Source organism: Lutispora thermophila DSM 19022 (assembly GCF_900142105.1).
GTDB classification, from domain to species: Bacteria; Bacillota; Clostridia; order Lutisporales; family Lutisporaceae; genus Lutispora; species Lutispora thermophila.
In genome coordinates this window covers 23,455-40,222 of record NZ_FQZS01000005.1, presented here as the reverse complement: position 1 = coordinate 40,222, position 16,768 = coordinate 23,455, and the positions used below count along the sequence as shown (strand labels likewise).

The following is a 16,768-nucleotide window of genomic DNA, read 5'->3' as shown; positions in this document are numbered from 1 at the left end:
TATTCAAATATTTGTCATTAGTCCACATTACAAAACCATGTTATAATATTATGTAAACATGGAGGTGGATTATGAATATAAAAGCCACAAAAATGATCAGAGGCTTTTTAGCCTTTATAGCAACTTTGCTCATATTATATGGAGTACAATTTCTCTGGCAAAACTATTCAATAACCATGCCTTTGAATAAAGAGCTTGTGACAATACCCGGAATTCAAAATGTTATTGTACAAAAACCCGCTAAAATTAATGAACCCATAAACATTTCTATATCCTTAAGTAGTGTTTCCAATTTTCCAAAAACCTATACAGAAATTAACGAAAAAATTGTACAAACCTTAAAAGATAAGACCTATGTAATAAATATAAAAGGAAATGAAAATGAAGAATTGGAAAATCTTTATTCGGCTATTAGTTTATATGTAGAAAAATCATTAATAGACGGAAGCTTCCCTACTCTAGTGGAAAAAAGCCATGAGCTGGCAAATACAATTGATTCTGTTGCCAACATTTCTATTGATGATGAGTATATATACATTCATATAGCCAAAGGAAATAATAACTTGTATAAACTCGTATCTAGACAATCAAGGGGTAGGTGATGAATGATAATGAAGCATAAAGAGATTATTATTGGATTAGCGTCAGGTGTAAGTGCATTTTTAGTTATGATTGGAATTAACATATTACCCCTCATATTTTTTGCCGGTTTCACAGCTGCCATATATTTTATCAGCAGTGGACAACTGGCCAGAGTAAAGCATATTTCTGTGGGAGAGAGCAAAAAAGAAAGACTTATTTCTTTTGATGACATAGGCGGACAAGAAGTAGCTAAAAATGAACTTTGTGAAGCTCTGGAGTTCATAAAAAGCAATGACATAATTAAATCCATGGGCATAAGGCCTCTTAAAGGCATATTGCTAAATGGACCTCCTGGCACAGGAAAGACATTACTGGCAAAAGCTGCAGCCCAGCATACCAATTCTGTGTTCCTATCTGCCAGTGGTTCTGAATTCGTAGAAATGTATGTAGGTGTAGGCGCTAAAAGAGTTAGGCAATTGTTTGACCAGGCAAGACAGGCTGCCAGAAAACACAACAAGCATAGCGCAGTAATCTTTATTGATGAGATTGAAGTTTTAGGGGGAAAAAGAGGACAAAACCATAGCCATCAGGAACATGATCAAACCCTCAATGAACTTCTGGTGCAAATGGATGGAATATCATCGGATGATGATATAAAAATTCTTATAATCGGTGCTACCAATCGTTCAGACTTGCTGGATTCAGCTCTTTTACGCCCAGGCCGTTTTGATCGTATAGTGAAAGTGGATTTGCCGGATAAAAAAGGAAGAGTTCATATTTTGAAGCTTCATACCAGAAACAAACCTTTGTCTCCAGATGTTGATATAGAATCTTTAGCAAAGGATACATTTGGTTTTTCCGGAGCCCAATTAGAAAGCGTAGCTAATGAAGCAGCCATTTTGGCCATGCGTGAAAATTCACAGCTAATTACTTCTGTGCATTTTAAGAATGCCATCGAAAAGGTTATGATGGGAGAAAAATTAGATAGACTTCCCTCTGCTGATGAAAAGAAGAGAATAGCAGTCCATGAATCAGGACATGCTTTAGCAGGAGAACTGTTGTTTCCTGATTCAGTAGCCAGTGTAAACGTAGCATCCAGAAGCAACGCTCTAGGTTATGTGCGCAATACTCAAGAGGATGATATGTTTCTATATACCTATGACTATCTAAAGGGAAGAATAGCCGTATCGCTGGCAGGTACCATAGCAGAAGAAATTCTCATAGGTTCCAGAAGTACAGGGGCTTCCAGTGATTTTCAACATGCTTCTGATTTAGCCCGCCATATAATATATGGAGGAATGTCAGAACTAGGTATAATTTCTACTGAAGATTTGCCAAAAGATAAACTCCATGCAACTTTATCTTCCATTTTACAAGATGTAGAGAAGAGCACAATAGAATTATTAAATGATAATATTGAAACATTGCAAACCATTGCAAATGAATTATTGGATAAGGAAACTTTATCCGGTGATGAGTTAAGAGCTCTAATAAAATTGAAAGCTGCTTAGAATCAATAACTAAGCAGCTTTTCTTTCTATGCTTCTTCCCAGGCAAGAGACTTCGCTACAGCTTTTTTCCATCCCTTGGATTTATCATCTCTTTCTCGCTTTGTCATCCTTGGAGCAAACGTCCTATCCAAGGACCAACTTCTGATAAGCTCATCCTTACTTTTCCATATTCCTTCTCCCAAGCCGGCAAGATAGACAGCGCCCAACGCAGTTGTTTCTGTAATTGTAGGTCTTTTAATATTGATATTGAGCATATCAGCTTGGAATTGCATGAGAAAATCATTGGCACTTGCTCCACCATCAACCTTAAGTTCTTTAAGTTCAATGCCAGAATCAAGTTTCATCAACTCTAATACGTCCATACTCTGGTAGGCTATGGACTCCAGAGCTGCTCTTATCAAATGTTCTCTCCTTGTACCTCTAGTAATGCCCAATATGGCTCCTCTGGCATACATATCCCAATAGGGGGCTCCTAGACCTGTGAAAGCAGGCACAAGGTATACACCATTTGTATCATTGACTTTCTCAGCTTCTATCCGAGATTCTTCAGATGTCTTAATCAATCCCAGCTCATCTCTTATCCATTGAATTGTGGACCCTGCATTAAATACGCTGCCTTCCAAGGCATATTTAACCTCATTTCCTATGACCCAGCCTATGGTTGTGATGAGGTTGTTCTTAGAACTGATTGGCTTATCCCCTATATTCATCAATATGAAACATCCTGTGCCATATGTATTTTTGGCACAACCCACATCGAAGCATGTCTGGCCAAACAAGGAGGCTTGCTGGTCACCAGCTACACCGCTAATTGGTATTTCACAGCCCACTACATATTTATCAGTAACAGCTATCCTTCCAGATGAAGGAACCACTGAAGGCATCATGGACATGGGAATATTCATATGCTCTAACAGTTCTTCATCCCATTTTAGCTTTTTTATATTGAACAACATTGTTCTAGAAGCATTTGTATAATCAGTGACATGAATCTTTCCCCCGGTAAGATTCCAGATAAGCCAGCTGTCAATAGTACCTACCATAAGCTCATTTCTTTGAGCTTTTTCTCTTGCTCCTTCCACATTATCAAGAATCCACTGAATCTTTGTTCCAGAGAAGTAGGCATCAACAACAAGACCTGTCTTCTCCTTTATTACATCTTCCAATCCTTCTTTTTTCAGCGTTTCACAAATATCTGCCGTCCTTCTGCACTGCCATACAATTGCATTATATATTGGTTTTCCTGTTATTCTATCCCATACCACCACTGTTTCTCTTTGATTAGCAATGCCTATAGAAACAATATCGTCATATGAAACCCCAGCTTCTTCTATGACAGCTTTCATAACCTCCAGTTGTCCTTCCCATATTTCTTCAGGATCATGTTCTACCCATCCTGAGTTAGGATATATTTGAGTAAAAGGCTTATTTTTCATCCCAATTATGGCTTTTTTATTTATATCATAGAGTATTGCTCTGGAGCTGGTGGTCCCTTGGTCTAGGGATATAATATAATTCTTGCTCATAAAACCGCCCCCTTATTGTCTTGAAGTAAAGTTTCAAAATAATTATATCTGTTAATTTATATTAAATCCATACCATAAGGTCTATAGAATTTCATAAAGCTTCCAAACATCTTTTACATAATATGATAATAGTATATGATTATTATAGGGTGATTATATGTTTTTTGAAAGGCAAAATAGCTATAACCGAATCCGAGCAGTAGAATATGCAAGGATCTATGCCCTTTCTCCCAATCCAAGCTATAGATATTTCAACGTCCATGAAACCCTTGGGGGAGACTGTGCAAATTTCGTCTCTCAATGCCTTCTTGCAGGCGGAGCACCAATGACATATACAGGTGAACATGCCTGGTGGTACAACAAGTCCGGAACCTATGGTACTGCTTATGATAGGTGGTCTGTAGCTTGGACTGTAGCTCATTCCCTTTATTGGACCTTAAAAGTCAATAATGAATCTAATATCAATAGTGTTAGAGGTCAGGAAGTCAGAAGTGTTTCAATGCTTGAGTTAGGTGATTTAATCTTTTATGAAAACCATAGAGGAATTATATTTCATTCCGCCATTGTTACAGGCTTTTCACCAAGTGCAACATTGGTATCCCAACATACCTATGAGGCCCGGGATATCCCGTATCTTAAGCCGTGGCTGAACCCTAGATACCATTACATTAAAATTAGAATTTAGCAATATGAATAGTAATGAGTCTGTATTGGGATAATAATAAAAGCTGCTAATAATCACTTTTTAGCCATGCTGGAAAATCAAATCTTAATTAGTGACGTTCATACAGATTATGTTAATAAACTAGTTACATGAAAAGAGGTAAAAAGTAAATGGATGGCAAAATAGCATGTCCTCAATGCGGAAGCAATAATTTAATTGCAAAATTCAAAGCATCCTACGTTTATTCCTATAGAATTGGTGAACATGCACCAGAAGGAGAAAACAAGGATGAGTTTCTCCCTTTTCTATTCGACAATAGAGAAAAAGTAGACTCTAAAGAATATTTAGAATGTGAAAATTGCAGAGCCACATTTCCATGTGATTTCAATGAAGATACAAGAGGAGTTTCTATGACCATACTCCAAAAAGCAATCCGTTCTGACCATACTATAGATCCGGAATTCTATGGATAGACAAATGCCTATAAGGAATAAAACCTCATAGGCATTTATACCATTTACCTGCTATTTTTCCCTTTGATCTTCATTTACAGGACACTGTAAGGAGCAACTTCCACAACCACAACCACAATCTCCCTTTGTCTTTTTCTTTCCACTTCTGAAAAGTAGAAAAGCTGCCAATGCCACAATACCCAAGGCAATTAATATTTCCATATATATTCCCCTCTCCTAGCCTAATATAAGGCTACATAAATTATATACAAGGAAGGATGCAATCCAAGCCAATATCAACTGATATACTACTGAGAAAGCCATCATCTTACTGCCGAATTCCTTTCTCATAACTGCTATTACAGATACGCAAGGTGTATACAATAATACGAAAACAAGATAGCTATAGGCAGCTATAGGCGTAAAATATTGAAGAAGTATATTCTGCAAATCTGCTCCGTATACAACACCCATGGTGCTCACAACTACTTCCTTTGCCATAAGGCCTGTCAATAATGCTACTGAGCTTTGCCATGTTCCATAACCCATAGGTTTGAATATAGGCGATATAACTCCTCCTATATGAGCCAAGAAGCTATCTTCCATGCCTACCATACCGTTGAAGTTGAAATTAGATAAAAGCCATACGATTACAGACATTGAGAATATTATAGTTCCCGCCTTTTTCAAAAATCCTTTTCCTTTTTCCCAAGTATTTCTCATAAGGCTCTTAAACTCTGGCATTTTATACTGTGGTAATTCTATAATAAAAGGCTCTTCACCTTTCCTAAATATTGTGTTTTTAAAAAGGATTCCAATAAAAATTGCTACAGCAATACCTAGCAAATACAATGAAAAGGTAACAAATGACTCCTTGCCAGGGAAAAACACACTTGCAAACAAGGCATAAACAGGCAACCTTGCATTGCAAGACATAAGAGGAACCAATAGTGCCGTCAACTTTCTGTCCTTCTCGCTTTCTAGAGTCCTAGCAGACATGATACCTGGCACTGAACATCCAAAACCAATAATAAAAGGAATAAAGGCTTTACCTGATAAACCTATCCTTCTCATGATTCTATCCATAATGAAAGCTGCTCTGGCCATATATCCGCTGTCTTCGAGGAAAGATATACCTAAAAATAAGGTCATTACTACAGGTAAAAATACAATAACCGAACCTACTCCCCCAACTATACCATCTATTATCAAAGATTTGAACCAAGGGCTACTGTTTTCCAGTAAACTTTCCAGTAAAGATACTACGCCACCGATGACATACTCATCCATAAGATCTGACAGTGGTTGTCCAACCCATGTAAATGTAAGCTTGAAAATCACATATAATATTAAAAGGAATAAAGGATAAGCCAAAAACTTGTTCAAAACAATTGAGTCAATTCTATCTCCTATAGTCATGCCTTCCTCTTTTTCTTTCACTATGGCTTCAGCAAGAACTTCCTCAATGAATCTATAATTTTTCTTTTCATCCTCTATATAATGATAATCATTCTCATTTGATAAGCTATAAAAATTACCGCTTTTAAGCAGCTTCTTTACATCTTCTAATCCTATACCTTTAGATGCTGATATTGGGATAACCTTAACCCCAAGCTTACTTTCGAGCTTTTGAAAATCTATTTTAATACCTTTTGATTTAGCAACATCCATCATATTAAGAACCAAAATAATTGGCTTATTAAACTGTTTAAGTTGAAGTGTCAAATATAAATTCCTATCCAGCGTTGAAGCGTCAACGATATTTATAATTACATCCACATTTCCTTTTTCCAAGAATTCCTTAGAAACCTTCTCTTCATTTGAATAGGTATCCAATGCATATATGCCGGGTAAATCAACTATTTTAATATTGTTATCGATATAACCTTCTTTTTTCTCTACTGTAACACCTGGCCAATTTCCTACGTATTGATTGGAGCCAGTAAGATAGTTGAAAAGCGTGGTCTTTCCTACATTGGGATTACCCAATAATGCTGCTGTTATCAATCTTATGCCTCCTTTACCTCCTTCAAAAGTATGTTCTTCGCATCCCTCTTCCTTATAGCAAGATCAAATCCACGAAGGCTTATAACGATGGGATCTCCTAATGGTGCAACAAGCTTCACTTTTACTGGAGTACCTTCGATGCATCCCAAAGCCAAAAGCCTTTTTGCCAACTTGTCATCTCCTTTTACTGATTGAATATATCCCTGTTGACCAGGCTTTAGATCATATAAACTCATATTTCAGTCCCCCTAATGATAAGCATTCTCACTTACTACATTATTATAATAGTCTCATTGAGATTGAATGTCAATGTTATATGCAAAAAAATACATAATACCTATTAAGATATTATGTATTCTAAATATGGATTCATTATCACAATCTATCATATTACTGGAAATAACACTCTTGCAAAATAGATGACAAATGATAAAGTAATCGCACTTAATAGTGTGGATACCATAACAGTTTGAGAAGCAAAATCAGGATAATTATCAAATTCTACAGCAATGAGGGCTGTGTTTACCGCTGTAGGTAATGCTGCAGAAATCATTGCAACCTGAGCAACAATACCCTTCAACTGTAACATATTTATCAATATTACACTCATTATAGGAGCAATGATCAACCTTACCAAACATGATAAATAAACTTCTTTATTTTTTAGACTGAAATTAGTTTTTGACAATTGAACTCCCAGTGCAATGAGGTTAACTGCTACAAGTGCGTTGGCACAATAATTCAATGAAGGCCATATTGGAACTTTGGTCAAATCATAATTTGAGAATTTAAATATGAATGCCAGAATAATAGTATATATAATTGGCATTTTTAAAACCTTTGCCAGAGAATCCTTCCATTGTGTACTAGCCCTGCCTGCATTTATAAATCCTATTGTATTAATAGTGATATTCTGAAACAGCATAACCATTATCTGAGCTGCAATAGCTGTGCTTAAATAAGGTGTTTCCCCATTTATTACAAAAGGTTCATTGCTGAATACTAAAGTGATTAATGGAACTCCTATGTTGGCAGAATTGAAGAACATAATTGAGTTAGCAAAGGCATTTTTCATTCCTATGTCATATCCTCTAATTTTAGCTATAAAAGCTGAAAGTAAAAAATTGCATAGGAGAATTGTGGCAGCTATCAGCATGACCTTCATCATATCGATGTGTATTTCAGTTTTATAAATATTCACAAAAACAAAGCAAGGTATGATAACATAAAATATCATCTTTGATATAGTGCCTATGTCCAAATTAAATTTCTTGCCAAGTAGAAAGCCTAGTGCTACAACAGTAAATATGGGTATTATATTGTTTGTTAGTACAAATAAAAATACATTCATTTAACTCTTCCTTTTTAGTTGATATTAATGCTGCGATTAATCCTGTATAACTTTATTAAAAAAATCCTTGTATTTCATATCAGTTTTCAGTATATGACCACATATCCAGTCAGAAATAAAGTTGACCAGTTCAACAACAGCTTCACCTTGTTTTTCATCTAAATCTTCTTCTTCAAATTTCTCAATCTTCTTTGTCAAGAAAAGATGCTCAATCTTATGAAGGTCAGTCCCTTCATAACCATATTTCTCCATAAGCTTTTCCTCATATTGAAAGTGATAAAAGGTATAGTCTTTCAACTGCTTCAAAATCGCCATTATCTCATCGAAATGATCATAATCATCCTTTGCATCAACAAGATCAGCAATTTCCCTTCCTATTCTGAAAAGCTCCCTATGTTGCTTGTCTATTTCAGGCACATTAACTTTGTAAGCATCTTTCCATTCAAACATTATATACACCACCTCCATATTTAATACAACATTTCATAATAATTCTACATCACAGGCAAAAAAATAACAATAATAAAGCCATCTTTTACTACACATATTATTCGAGGAATTTGGAATAATAGAGAATAATGATCTAATTTTAGGAGTCTGAAATGATATTATGAGTAATTTTACAAAAAATCGTAATGATATAGATTATGACAAACCCCTATGGTTTAAAAAGACTAAACATGCAATCTATTATATACTGAGCCTGATTGAGGCTCTTCTGCTGTTTCGTTTCCTTTTTAAACTTTTAGGTGCAAATCCTGATAATGGATTTGTATCGTTTATATATTCCATGACGGGAATATTCATAGCACCTTTTACCGGAATATTCAATTCTTTTGTATCTAAAGGACTCACGTCAAAATCAGTATTAGAGCCTGCCACTATAATCGGCATGATAGTTTACTCTGTCATAGCTTGGGGCATTGTAGGTCTCATTCGTATAAAGGCAGAAAAAGAGTGACTTAATAAATATTTGTCTCATCAAATATTTATTAAGTCATCTCTTTTAACATCGCCCAAACAATATTGCTATTTCATATTTTGGGGATATCTTAGTCATCAACCCCTGAAAGATCAAAATTTAGGAAATCCCACATATAGATCTATATTAAATTCCTGTTTTTATCGGACCTTATTAGCTTATCTTCAGAAAGTCTTCCATGGTAATTGAATATTGGATTTCTTTTGCCAATTCTCTGTCAGGCTTAAATCCCACCCTTCTAAAGACTCTGATGGATCGTTCATTCTTATAATTAATTTTTGCAATTACACTATCAACTCTCCAAGAAAAAAATGCATGGTTCAAGCCTTGAATTATGGCATTCTTTCCTAATCCCAATCCCCATTTTTCTTTATCACCTATTACAATTACCATTTCTGCCATTTTACCCTTTGGAACTAATCTTAGAAATCCTATAGGTAGCTGTTCTTCCAATATTACAAAGAAACTGCCGTTTTGATTGAATACATGAGTCAATATAGGCATATTCATCCTTTGCAATACTAATCTAATGGACTTTGATACATTTTGATGTTCATTCAAATATTTTGATACTTCCTGATCTTCCAACCAAGCGGCAATTTTATATGCATCCGCTTCAAAAACCTCCTGCCTTAGATGGACTTTTTTTGATTTCATTAACACAACCCTCCATAAAAAATAATAAGCCATACAGGCTTAAATAAGGTCATGGAAATGATACCATCATGATACAATATAGTCAAATGCTGTAATCACCTTTAACTTAGTTTAACTCATCTTTCTGACTGAAAGTTGTGCTTTCCTATGTTTATCTATATGACTCATAATAGGTGAATTATTTTCATTAAATCATAACTACCCGTAAAACGGGTAGTTTGCTCTGAGGCTATAAGCCTCTGTTACCGGCCAGCGCCTAAAGACGCTGGCTTTCACTTCGTTCAAGCCACTACGCCCTTGTCGCTTTTGCCGCCCCTTAAGGGACGACCGTATTACTTGCTACCCCTTAGTCTTCATATTACTTCACACTTAATTTGTCTATCATTATGTCATGCTTTTCTTGTTCTTGTATGTATTTCTTTATGGTTGCTTCATTTAACCCTACAGTACTTACATAGCAACCCTCTGCCCAAAAATGCCTTTTTCCAAACTTATATTTTAAGTTTGCATGTTTATCAAATATCATTAGTGCACTCTTTCCTTTCGTTGTTATAGTAGCTTGAACAACTCTATTATAACAGAAAGGTGATTTTTTTGTATAACTTCCGTCTCGCACCCGCATAGCGGGTGGTTTATTGTTTCGTATGGCTCATTTCTCTCTCGAGAAACTCGCTTCATGCTCAACAGGCTAAAGCCCACAAAAAAGCACACCTTTTCAGGTGTACTCTTATAAATTTATTCTAGTTCTGCAGCTCCCGTATTTAATTCATAGTAACGGCCTTTTAGATTCATCAACTCCTCATGATCGCCTCTTTCAATTATTTCTCCATGTTCCAATACCATTATAGCGTCAGAGTCACGAACAGTAGACAGTCTATGGGCTATTACAAAGGTCGTTCTTCCTTCCATCAACTTATCCATGCCTTCTACAATAAGCTTCTCAGTCCTTGTATCTACAGATGATGTAGCTTCATCAAGTATTAGAATTGTAGGATCTGCAACTGCAGCTCTTGCAATGGACAGCAACTGTCTCTCACCCTGAGATAGGTTCATGCCGTCTGCTGTCAGCATAGTATCATAACCATTGGGAAGGTTCTTGATGAAATAATGGGCATTAGCAAGCTTTGCCGCCTCAATTATCTCCTCATCTGTGGCATCAAGTCTCCCATATCTTATGTTATCCTTGATAGTCCCCTCAAACAAATGGACATCCTGAAGCACAATACTCATGGTACTCCTTAAGTCATGCTTATTAATTCTTCTTATATCTATACCATCAAATAATATAGTGCCATCATTTATCTCATAGAACCTGTTGATAAGGTTTGTTACGGTGGTTTTCCCTGCACCGGTAGAACCCACAAATGCAATCTTCTGACCGGGTTTGGCATAGAGATTTATATTTTTCAGCACCCTTTTCCCTTCATCATATCCGAAGTTTACATCTTTGAAAGTTATATATCCTCTAAGAGGTATTTCCTCATATTCTCCATTCTCTTTAGGTATTCTCCAGCAATATCCCTTTTCTCCGTTGCGATTTCTAACAAGGTTTACATCTCCTTGGTCAATTTCTTCTTCCTGATCTAACACTTCAAAGATTCTTTCCGCTCCTGCTAAGGCAGCAAATAATGTATTTAGTTGATTTGAAAACATGGTTATTGGTCTCGAAACAGACCTGGTATATTGCAAAAATGATGCAATGTTCCCAACACTGAGAACTTTTTTCAAAACTAAAAATGCTCCCATCATAGATACAAGGGCATAAGTAACATATGATAGATTACCCATAATAGGCATGAGCATAACTCCGTATGTAGAAGCTTGAGTGCTAGCTATGCGAAGCTGTTCATTCTTCCTAACAAATGATTCTATAGCCCGTTCCTCATAGTTAAAAACTTTAACCACTTTCTGTCCTGACATCATCTCTTCAACATAACTGTTCATATCAGCCAAGGCAGCCTGCTGATTCCTAAAATTGGTTGCGGATTTCTTGCCAACATATTTTATAGCTCTAAACATGACTATCAGCATAACTGCTACCAATAAAGTGAGTATGGGACTTAAATATATCATCATGGCAAATGTGCCTACCACTGTTATTAATGATATTGTAAACTGAGAAATTCCCTGCTCCAGAGATTGAGTAAGCATATCTACATCATTTATGAATGTAGACATCAATTGGCCGTGAGAATTTCTGTCAAAGTATGATATAGGTAGTTTTTCCATATGAGAAAACATATCCTCACGAATCCTGTGAATCGTTCTCTGGGACAGTTTTGCCATAAACAAATTTCCCAAATATTGACCCAAAGCTATGATTATTACAAACATGCCCATTATTAAAAAATATCTGATTAGAATTCTTTTCTCTTTTCCTTCAATAAATGTATCAATGATGGGACTTAACATGGCATTAGAAGCTATTTCAGCAAGAGCACCTAATATAATAAATAGTATTCCTCCAAAAAAGTAGACTTTATTAAATCTGAAATAGCTGAAGAGTCTTATCAAAGTCTTCTTCGGATCCTTTGGACGCAGATGTAAAGGTTTTGATTGCCTATTCATTGCCCAATCACTCCTTTCTGTTGAGACTCATAGATTTCTCTATATATTGGTGATACTTTCATCAAAGTATCATGATCTCCAATGGACTCTATCTGTCCTTCATGGAGTACCAATATCCTATCTGCATGTTGTATGGAGGATATCCTTTGAGCGATTATTATTATGGTCACCTTAGGCAATTCCTCTCTGAAGACTTTTTGAAGCTTTGCATCTGTAGCCATATCTACCGCACTGGTTGAGTCATCAAGTATAATAATTTTAGGGGATTTTAACAAAGCTCTTGCAATTGTAAGCCTTTGCTTCTGACCTCCCGAGAAATTGTCACCGCCTTGCTCTACTCTATGATCCAATCCATCTTTATACTTCGAAACAAATTCCCAAGCCTGTGCCTGCTTCAGCGCTTCGATGATCTCTTCATCAGTGGCGTCTTCTTTTCCCCATTTCATATTGTCACGGATGGTTCCGGAAAACAATGTATTCTTCTGAAGCACAAAAGCTGCCTGATCACGAAGGATTTTTATATCATAATCTCTTACATCCACTCCTCCTATTACCACTGAACCTTCATTGATATCATATAGCCTGGGTATCAATTGAACCAAGGTGGACTTGGACGAACCCGTTGAACCAATAATACCAATAATCTCTCCCGATTTGATGCTTAAATTTATATCCTTAAGCACTTTCTCCTTACTGCCGGGATAGGAAAAACTTACATTATAGAAGCTTATTGAACCATCCTTCATCTCTTTTACAGGTTCTTTCGGTTCCTTTATTTCAGACTCCGTATTTAGTACTTCCAGAATTCTGCTACCTGAAGCAACACCTCTCATAAGCTGCATAAAGAACATTGAAATCATCATAAGAGACATTAATACCTGAGTTATATATGTAATGAAAGAAATCAGCTCCCCGCTTCCCATGGAACCAATCATTACCTGCCGTCCTCCATACCACAGTACAGCGATGATAGTAGAATATATCATCAGATTTACAACAGGAGTAAGTGATAGAATCAATGAGATTGCCTTTAGAGCTGTATCTCTTAAATCGTCATTCCTTTCTTTGAATCTTCTTTCTTCATGATCTTGCCTGTTAAAGGATTTTACAACCTTTATGGCAATCAAATTCTCCTGAATGATTGCATTTACTCTGTCTATACGCGATTGAAGCTTCTTAAAGAGCGGACCCGCTTTATATAATACTACAGCTATTGCAATTACAGTAATGGGTATTACAATCATAAAGACTTTTGCTAGAGATGAATTTATGGTAAAAGCCATAATAAGAGCAAATATCAACATAAAAGGAGCCCTTACAGCCATTCTAAGGCTCATCATGGTAACCTGACCTATTGTATTGCAATCGTTGGTAAGTCTTGTTATAAGCGAAGGAACAGTCAATTGATCAAGATTTGTGAAGGAAAAGCTTTGAATCTTTCTGAAAGTTTCTTCTCTTATTTCTGCGGCAAATCCATAACCGGCTCGGGCACCGCAATGGGCACTTAAAACACCGAAGGTCATTGCCAGCAATGCTGATATTACCATAGCTATTCCCAATTTTACAATGTATTGAATGTCTTGATTTGCAATACCTACATCAACAATACGTGACATTATATAGGGTATTATAATATCTGCCAACACTTCCAATATCATAAATAAAGGACTTAAAAAAGCGTATATAGCATATTTTTTCATAAAAGTCAATAACTTTCTCAACATATCCCTCCTGTTCTACATGTCAGTATCAATCATTACTGGATATAATTCTGCCCAAATTATCATTAATTCTTGTCAAATAATCATAAATCTCATATAGTTCTTCACTGCTAAATCCAATGAACATATCCTTATATTTTTTATTGATATGATCCGTATACTCATCTATCATAGCTCTGCCTTTATCAGTTATAATCAATCTCTTATGCCGCATATCCGACTCCTGAGCCACTTGCTCCAGCATACTGAGGTTTAACAGCTTTTTAACTACCATGCTCATAGCTCCTTGAGTAAATCTCATCTTTTCAGCCAGTTGCTTTTGGCTTGCATTAGGAAACATGTCAATCAACATCATAAGACGCAAATGACCAAAAGTAAGGCCATACTCATCTATTTTCAATTGCATTACTTGAGTAATCTTCTGATGAGTCTCCTTCAACTTTATCGCCACATCTAATTCTAACACATTTACACCTCCAAATACTTTAGTGCTAAAGTATATAAAAACAATACTTAAATGCTAAACTAATTTTTCTCTAAAGTCAATAACTTATTCATTGATTTAAAAATGGGGACTATGCTACTATAAAAGCAATAGCTTAACTTTATGTCATTTCTTTATAAAAGGAGTGGGTGAAATGAATATTAAAGATGAACTTATTGAACTGATAAAAAAATCAGTGGCAGAATCAGAAGAAAGAGACTTTTACCGACAACCGCTGATTGGATTTTCTTCCGCCAATGACCCATTATTTAAAAACATAAAAAACAATGCAGGACTCCAACACCTTTATCCTCAAGATATTCTTCCTGAAGCAAAAACAGTGGTATCCTTTTTCATTCCTTTCTCTGAAAGCGTTGTTTCCAGCAATCGAGTAGGCGATACAGTTTCTATCGAATGGGCTGAATCCTATGTGAAAACTAACAAGCTAATCAATGATATATCCGAAAATATGATTGATTTTTTGGTGCAATTTGGAATAAAGGCAGCAACAGTGAAAGCAACCCACAACTTTGATGAGAAAACCTTGACCTCCGGATGGTCCCACAGAAGTGCTGCCTACGTGGCCGGCCTAGGAAAGTTCGGTGTAAATAGAATGCTCATAACTAAAGCAGGAAGTGCAGGAAGATACGGTACCGTAATTATGTCCCAGGAAATATTCCCTGATGAGAGAACAGAAGAAGAATACTGCCTATACTATAAAAACGGCAGTTGTTTGAAATGCGTTAAAGCCTGTCCTGTCGATGCCCTTAGCATTGATGGTTTCAATAGATTCCAATGCTACAACCGATTACTGGATATATCACAGCAGTTCACTGATATTGGGCTATGCGATGTTTGCGGTAAATGCGTAGTTTCCTGTCCTGTTGCAATTATTGATAAGTAATATTAAAGCTACAGTAATTGACTCAGCTGTAGCCTTAATATTGAATATAAAGTTTAATATTTCTAGCTAATTCTTTTAATGAAATATGAATTACATGATTTGATATGGTTTTACATATTTATGCATTTATTATATAATGTATTTGTACATATAAACAAGTGTAAAGGAGATATAAATATGGCAACTGCAGTTGTGATTTTGTTTATTGGTCTATTTACTACTATTTGTACTTTATTAAAACCAGACTTCTATTGGGAAAACAGAAAAGCTGTAGCGTTAAGGAAGCTTGTTGGAGATCGTATTGCGGCTATCTTTTATCTTATTATAGGCATTTTATGTATTGGTTTTGGCATTGCTATTTTATTAGAATTATTGTAGATGTAATTATATGAAATATTTTCCACGATATCCTCATAAGTTTAAGGCTCTAATTGCATCATCATAGGATTCTACTTTCTTTCTATTCCTTTTTAAATATGCAGATATACTCGTGTACTATATTTGTTCTATAAACACAGGAATTACTCACTGCTTTCAGAGTACTGTGTTCCTTCCTGCTATCCCATATTATTAAATCATCTATTATAAATCCAATATCAGCCATTATATTAGCTAAATCTATGTGTAAAGGATATAACCTGTCTCTTTTTCTCATATCCATTACAATAACAATACACATTTTATTTGGTTTCAAAACTTCATACACTTCTGAAAAAGCCTTTGCTAGGTTACTTAGATAGCAAGAATAGCTGCTTGTCTTTCCTATATTCTTATGCAATAAGGTAAAATCATTTTGCTTTTTATGTCCTGCATGGTTTCTATGGTACATATTCAACCATGGTGGCGTAGCAATGCAAAGATCCACTGATTCTTCATATAGATATTTGGTAATATTAATACAGCTATCTTCGATTATTTCATAACTATCTCTATGCCCCTCTAGCCTTTCTATAACAGCAGATATGTACTTTTCATTTATTTCAAATCCAATGGCTTTCCTATCCAAAGTATTTGCTACCTCAACAGTAGTCCCATCACCCATGAATGGATCAAGAACAATTTCCTTCGGACTTGTAAACATCTTGATTATTCTTTTGATCACATCTACTTTTTTTCCACACCATAGGCTATTTAAGCATTGAAGCCATTCATCATAATCATCATGAAATTCATTATCAATCATCATATCTGTATCCAATGGCTCATCCCCCTTTTTGCATGTCTATGCATAAAGGATTGTCCATAATTACTGGAATTTGCATAATTTATCGACCCATGCATAACTTATTCCAGTGCATATAACTTTATATGACTGTTGAGCTTAACTATACTTCTCATTGAGGAACCTTCCACGTTGAA

At 35.7% G+C, this 16,768-nt stretch carries 18 protein-coding genes and 1 pseudogene; 7 read left to right on the top strand and 12 right to left on the bottom strand.

Translation table 11 applies throughout. The features are described from left to right. Positions 1-71 precede the first annotated feature (71 nt). Positions 72-602, top strand: a complete 531-nt coding sequence (locus BUB48_RS03415; protein WP_073024596.1) for a hypothetical protein — start codon at positions 72-74, stop codon at positions 600-602. A 9-nt stretch (positions 603-611) separates the two neighbouring features. After that, on the top strand, positions 612-2,093 hold the full coding sequence (locus tag BUB48_RS03410; protein WP_073024991.1) for an AAA family ATPase: 1,482 nt from the start codon (positions 612-614) through the stop codon (positions 2,091-2,093). Positions 2,094-2,119: 26 nt separating this feature from the next. Here BUB48_RS03410 and glpK read toward each other — a convergent pair whose 3' ends face one another. Then, positions 2,120-3,619: a glycerol kinase GlpK gene (gene glpK, locus BUB48_RS03405; protein WP_073024584.1), complete on the bottom strand. Its 1,500-nt coding sequence runs from the start codon at positions 3,617-3,619 to the stop codon at positions 2,120-2,122. Positions 3,620-3,776: 157 nt separating this feature from the next. On the opposite strand from glpK, the gene BUB48_RS03400 reads away from it, so the two are divergent. Together BUB48_RS03400 and BUB48_RS03395 are read left to right on the top strand one after the other, a co-directional pair. Continuing rightward, the gene (locus BUB48_RS03400; RefSeq protein WP_073024582.1) at positions 3,777-4,304 is read left to right on the top strand and encodes an amidase domain-containing protein; all 528 of its coding nucleotides are present in this window, start codon (positions 3,777-3,779) and stop codon (positions 4,302-4,304) included. Positions 4,305-4,453: 149 nt separating this feature from the next. Then, complete coding sequence (locus BUB48_RS03395) at positions 4,454-4,756, top strand: hypothetical protein (protein ID WP_073024580.1); 303 nt, start codon at positions 4,454-4,456, stop codon at positions 4,754-4,756. Between the two features lie 51 nt (positions 4,757-4,807). Here BUB48_RS03395 and BUB48_RS03390 read toward each other — a convergent pair whose 3' ends face one another. From BUB48_RS03390 to BUB48_RS03370, 5 genes are all read right to left on the bottom strand, one after another. After that, positions 4,808-4,957, bottom strand: a complete 150-nt coding sequence (locus BUB48_RS03390; RefSeq protein ID WP_084524337.1) for a FeoB-associated Cys-rich membrane protein — start codon at positions 4,955-4,957, stop codon at positions 4,808-4,810. Between the two features lie 15 nt (positions 4,958-4,972). Continuing rightward, positions 4,973-6,742, bottom strand: a complete 1,770-nt coding sequence (gene feoB, locus BUB48_RS03385; RefSeq protein ID WP_073024578.1) for a ferrous iron transport protein B — start codon at positions 6,740-6,742, stop codon at positions 4,973-4,975. Positions 6,743-6,744: 2 nt separating this feature from the next. After that, on the bottom strand, positions 6,745-6,978 hold the full coding sequence (locus BUB48_RS03380; RefSeq protein WP_073024576.1) for a FeoA family protein: 234 nt from the start codon (positions 6,976-6,978) through the stop codon (positions 6,745-6,747). A 149-nt stretch (positions 6,979-7,127) separates the two neighbouring features. Further along, complete coding sequence (locus tag BUB48_RS03375) at positions 7,128-8,093, bottom strand: AEC family transporter (RefSeq protein WP_073024574.1); 966 nt, start codon at positions 8,091-8,093, stop codon at positions 7,128-7,130. Positions 8,094-8,129: 36 nt separating this feature from the next. Beyond that, positions 8,130-8,543 carry a bacteriohemerythrin gene (locus BUB48_RS03370; protein WP_073024572.1) on the bottom strand — a complete coding sequence of 138 codons (414 nt, stop codon included), beginning with the start codon at positions 8,541-8,543 and terminating at the stop codon, positions 8,130-8,132. A gap of 160 nt (positions 8,544-8,703) precedes the next feature. Between BUB48_RS03370 and BUB48_RS03365 the strand changes: the two genes are divergently transcribed. Then, entirely contained in the window at positions 8,704-9,054 is a 351-nt protein-coding gene (locus BUB48_RS03365) for a YggT family protein (RefSeq protein WP_084524336.1), read from the top strand. A gap of 174 nt (positions 9,055-9,228) precedes the next feature. Here the strand turns inward: BUB48_RS03365 and BUB48_RS03360 are convergent, their stop codons facing one another. The 5 genes and pseudogenes from BUB48_RS03360 to BUB48_RS03340 form a co-directional block, all read right to left on the bottom strand. Then, positions 9,229-9,732, bottom strand: a complete 504-nt coding sequence (locus BUB48_RS03360) for a GNAT family N-acetyltransferase (RefSeq protein ID WP_073024570.1) — start codon at positions 9,730-9,732, stop codon at positions 9,229-9,231. Positions 9,733-10,090: 358 nt separating this feature from the next. Continuing rightward, positions 10,091-10,276 (bottom strand): annotated as a pseudogene (locus BUB48_RS03355) (transposase); the annotation flags it as partial. A gap of 191 nt (positions 10,277-10,467) precedes the next feature. Then, positions 10,468-12,300 (bottom strand): ABC transporter ATP-binding protein, encoded by a 1,833-nt coding sequence (locus BUB48_RS03350; RefSeq protein WP_073024568.1) that lies wholly within the window; start codon positions 12,298-12,300, stop codon positions 10,468-10,470. Then, on the bottom strand, positions 12,297-14,024 hold the full coding sequence (locus tag BUB48_RS03345; RefSeq protein ID WP_073024566.1) for an ABC transporter ATP-binding protein: 1,728 nt from the start codon (positions 14,022-14,024) through the stop codon (positions 12,297-12,299). Before BUB48_RS03345 ends, BUB48_RS03350 begins: the two co-directional genes overlap by 4 nt. Before the next feature lie 25 nt (positions 14,025-14,049). Further along, positions 14,050-14,487, bottom strand: coding sequence for a MarR family winged helix-turn-helix transcriptional regulator (locus tag BUB48_RS03340; RefSeq protein WP_073024564.1), 438 nt, complete (start codon positions 14,485-14,487; stop codon positions 14,050-14,052). A 172-nt stretch (positions 14,488-14,659) separates the two neighbouring features. On the opposite strand from BUB48_RS03340, the gene BUB48_RS03335 reads away from it, so the two are divergent. Both BUB48_RS03335 and BUB48_RS03330 read left to right on the top strand, forming a co-directional pair. Further along, a complete protein-coding gene (locus BUB48_RS03335) occupies positions 14,660-15,409 on the top strand; it encodes an epoxyqueuosine reductase (protein WP_073024562.1) in 750 nt (249 codons plus the stop codon). Positions 15,410-15,586: 177 nt separating this feature from the next. Beyond that, on the top strand, positions 15,587-15,787 hold the full coding sequence (locus tag BUB48_RS03330; protein WP_073024560.1) for a hypothetical protein: 201 nt from the start codon (positions 15,587-15,589) through the stop codon (positions 15,785-15,787). 82 nt (positions 15,788-15,869) lie between these two features. Here BUB48_RS03330 and BUB48_RS03325 read toward each other — a convergent pair whose 3' ends face one another. Further along, complete coding sequence (locus tag BUB48_RS03325; RefSeq protein ID WP_073024558.1) at positions 15,870-16,607, bottom strand: DNA methyltransferase; 738 nt, start codon at positions 16,605-16,607, stop codon at positions 15,870-15,872. Positions 16,608-16,768: the final 161 nt, after the last annotated feature.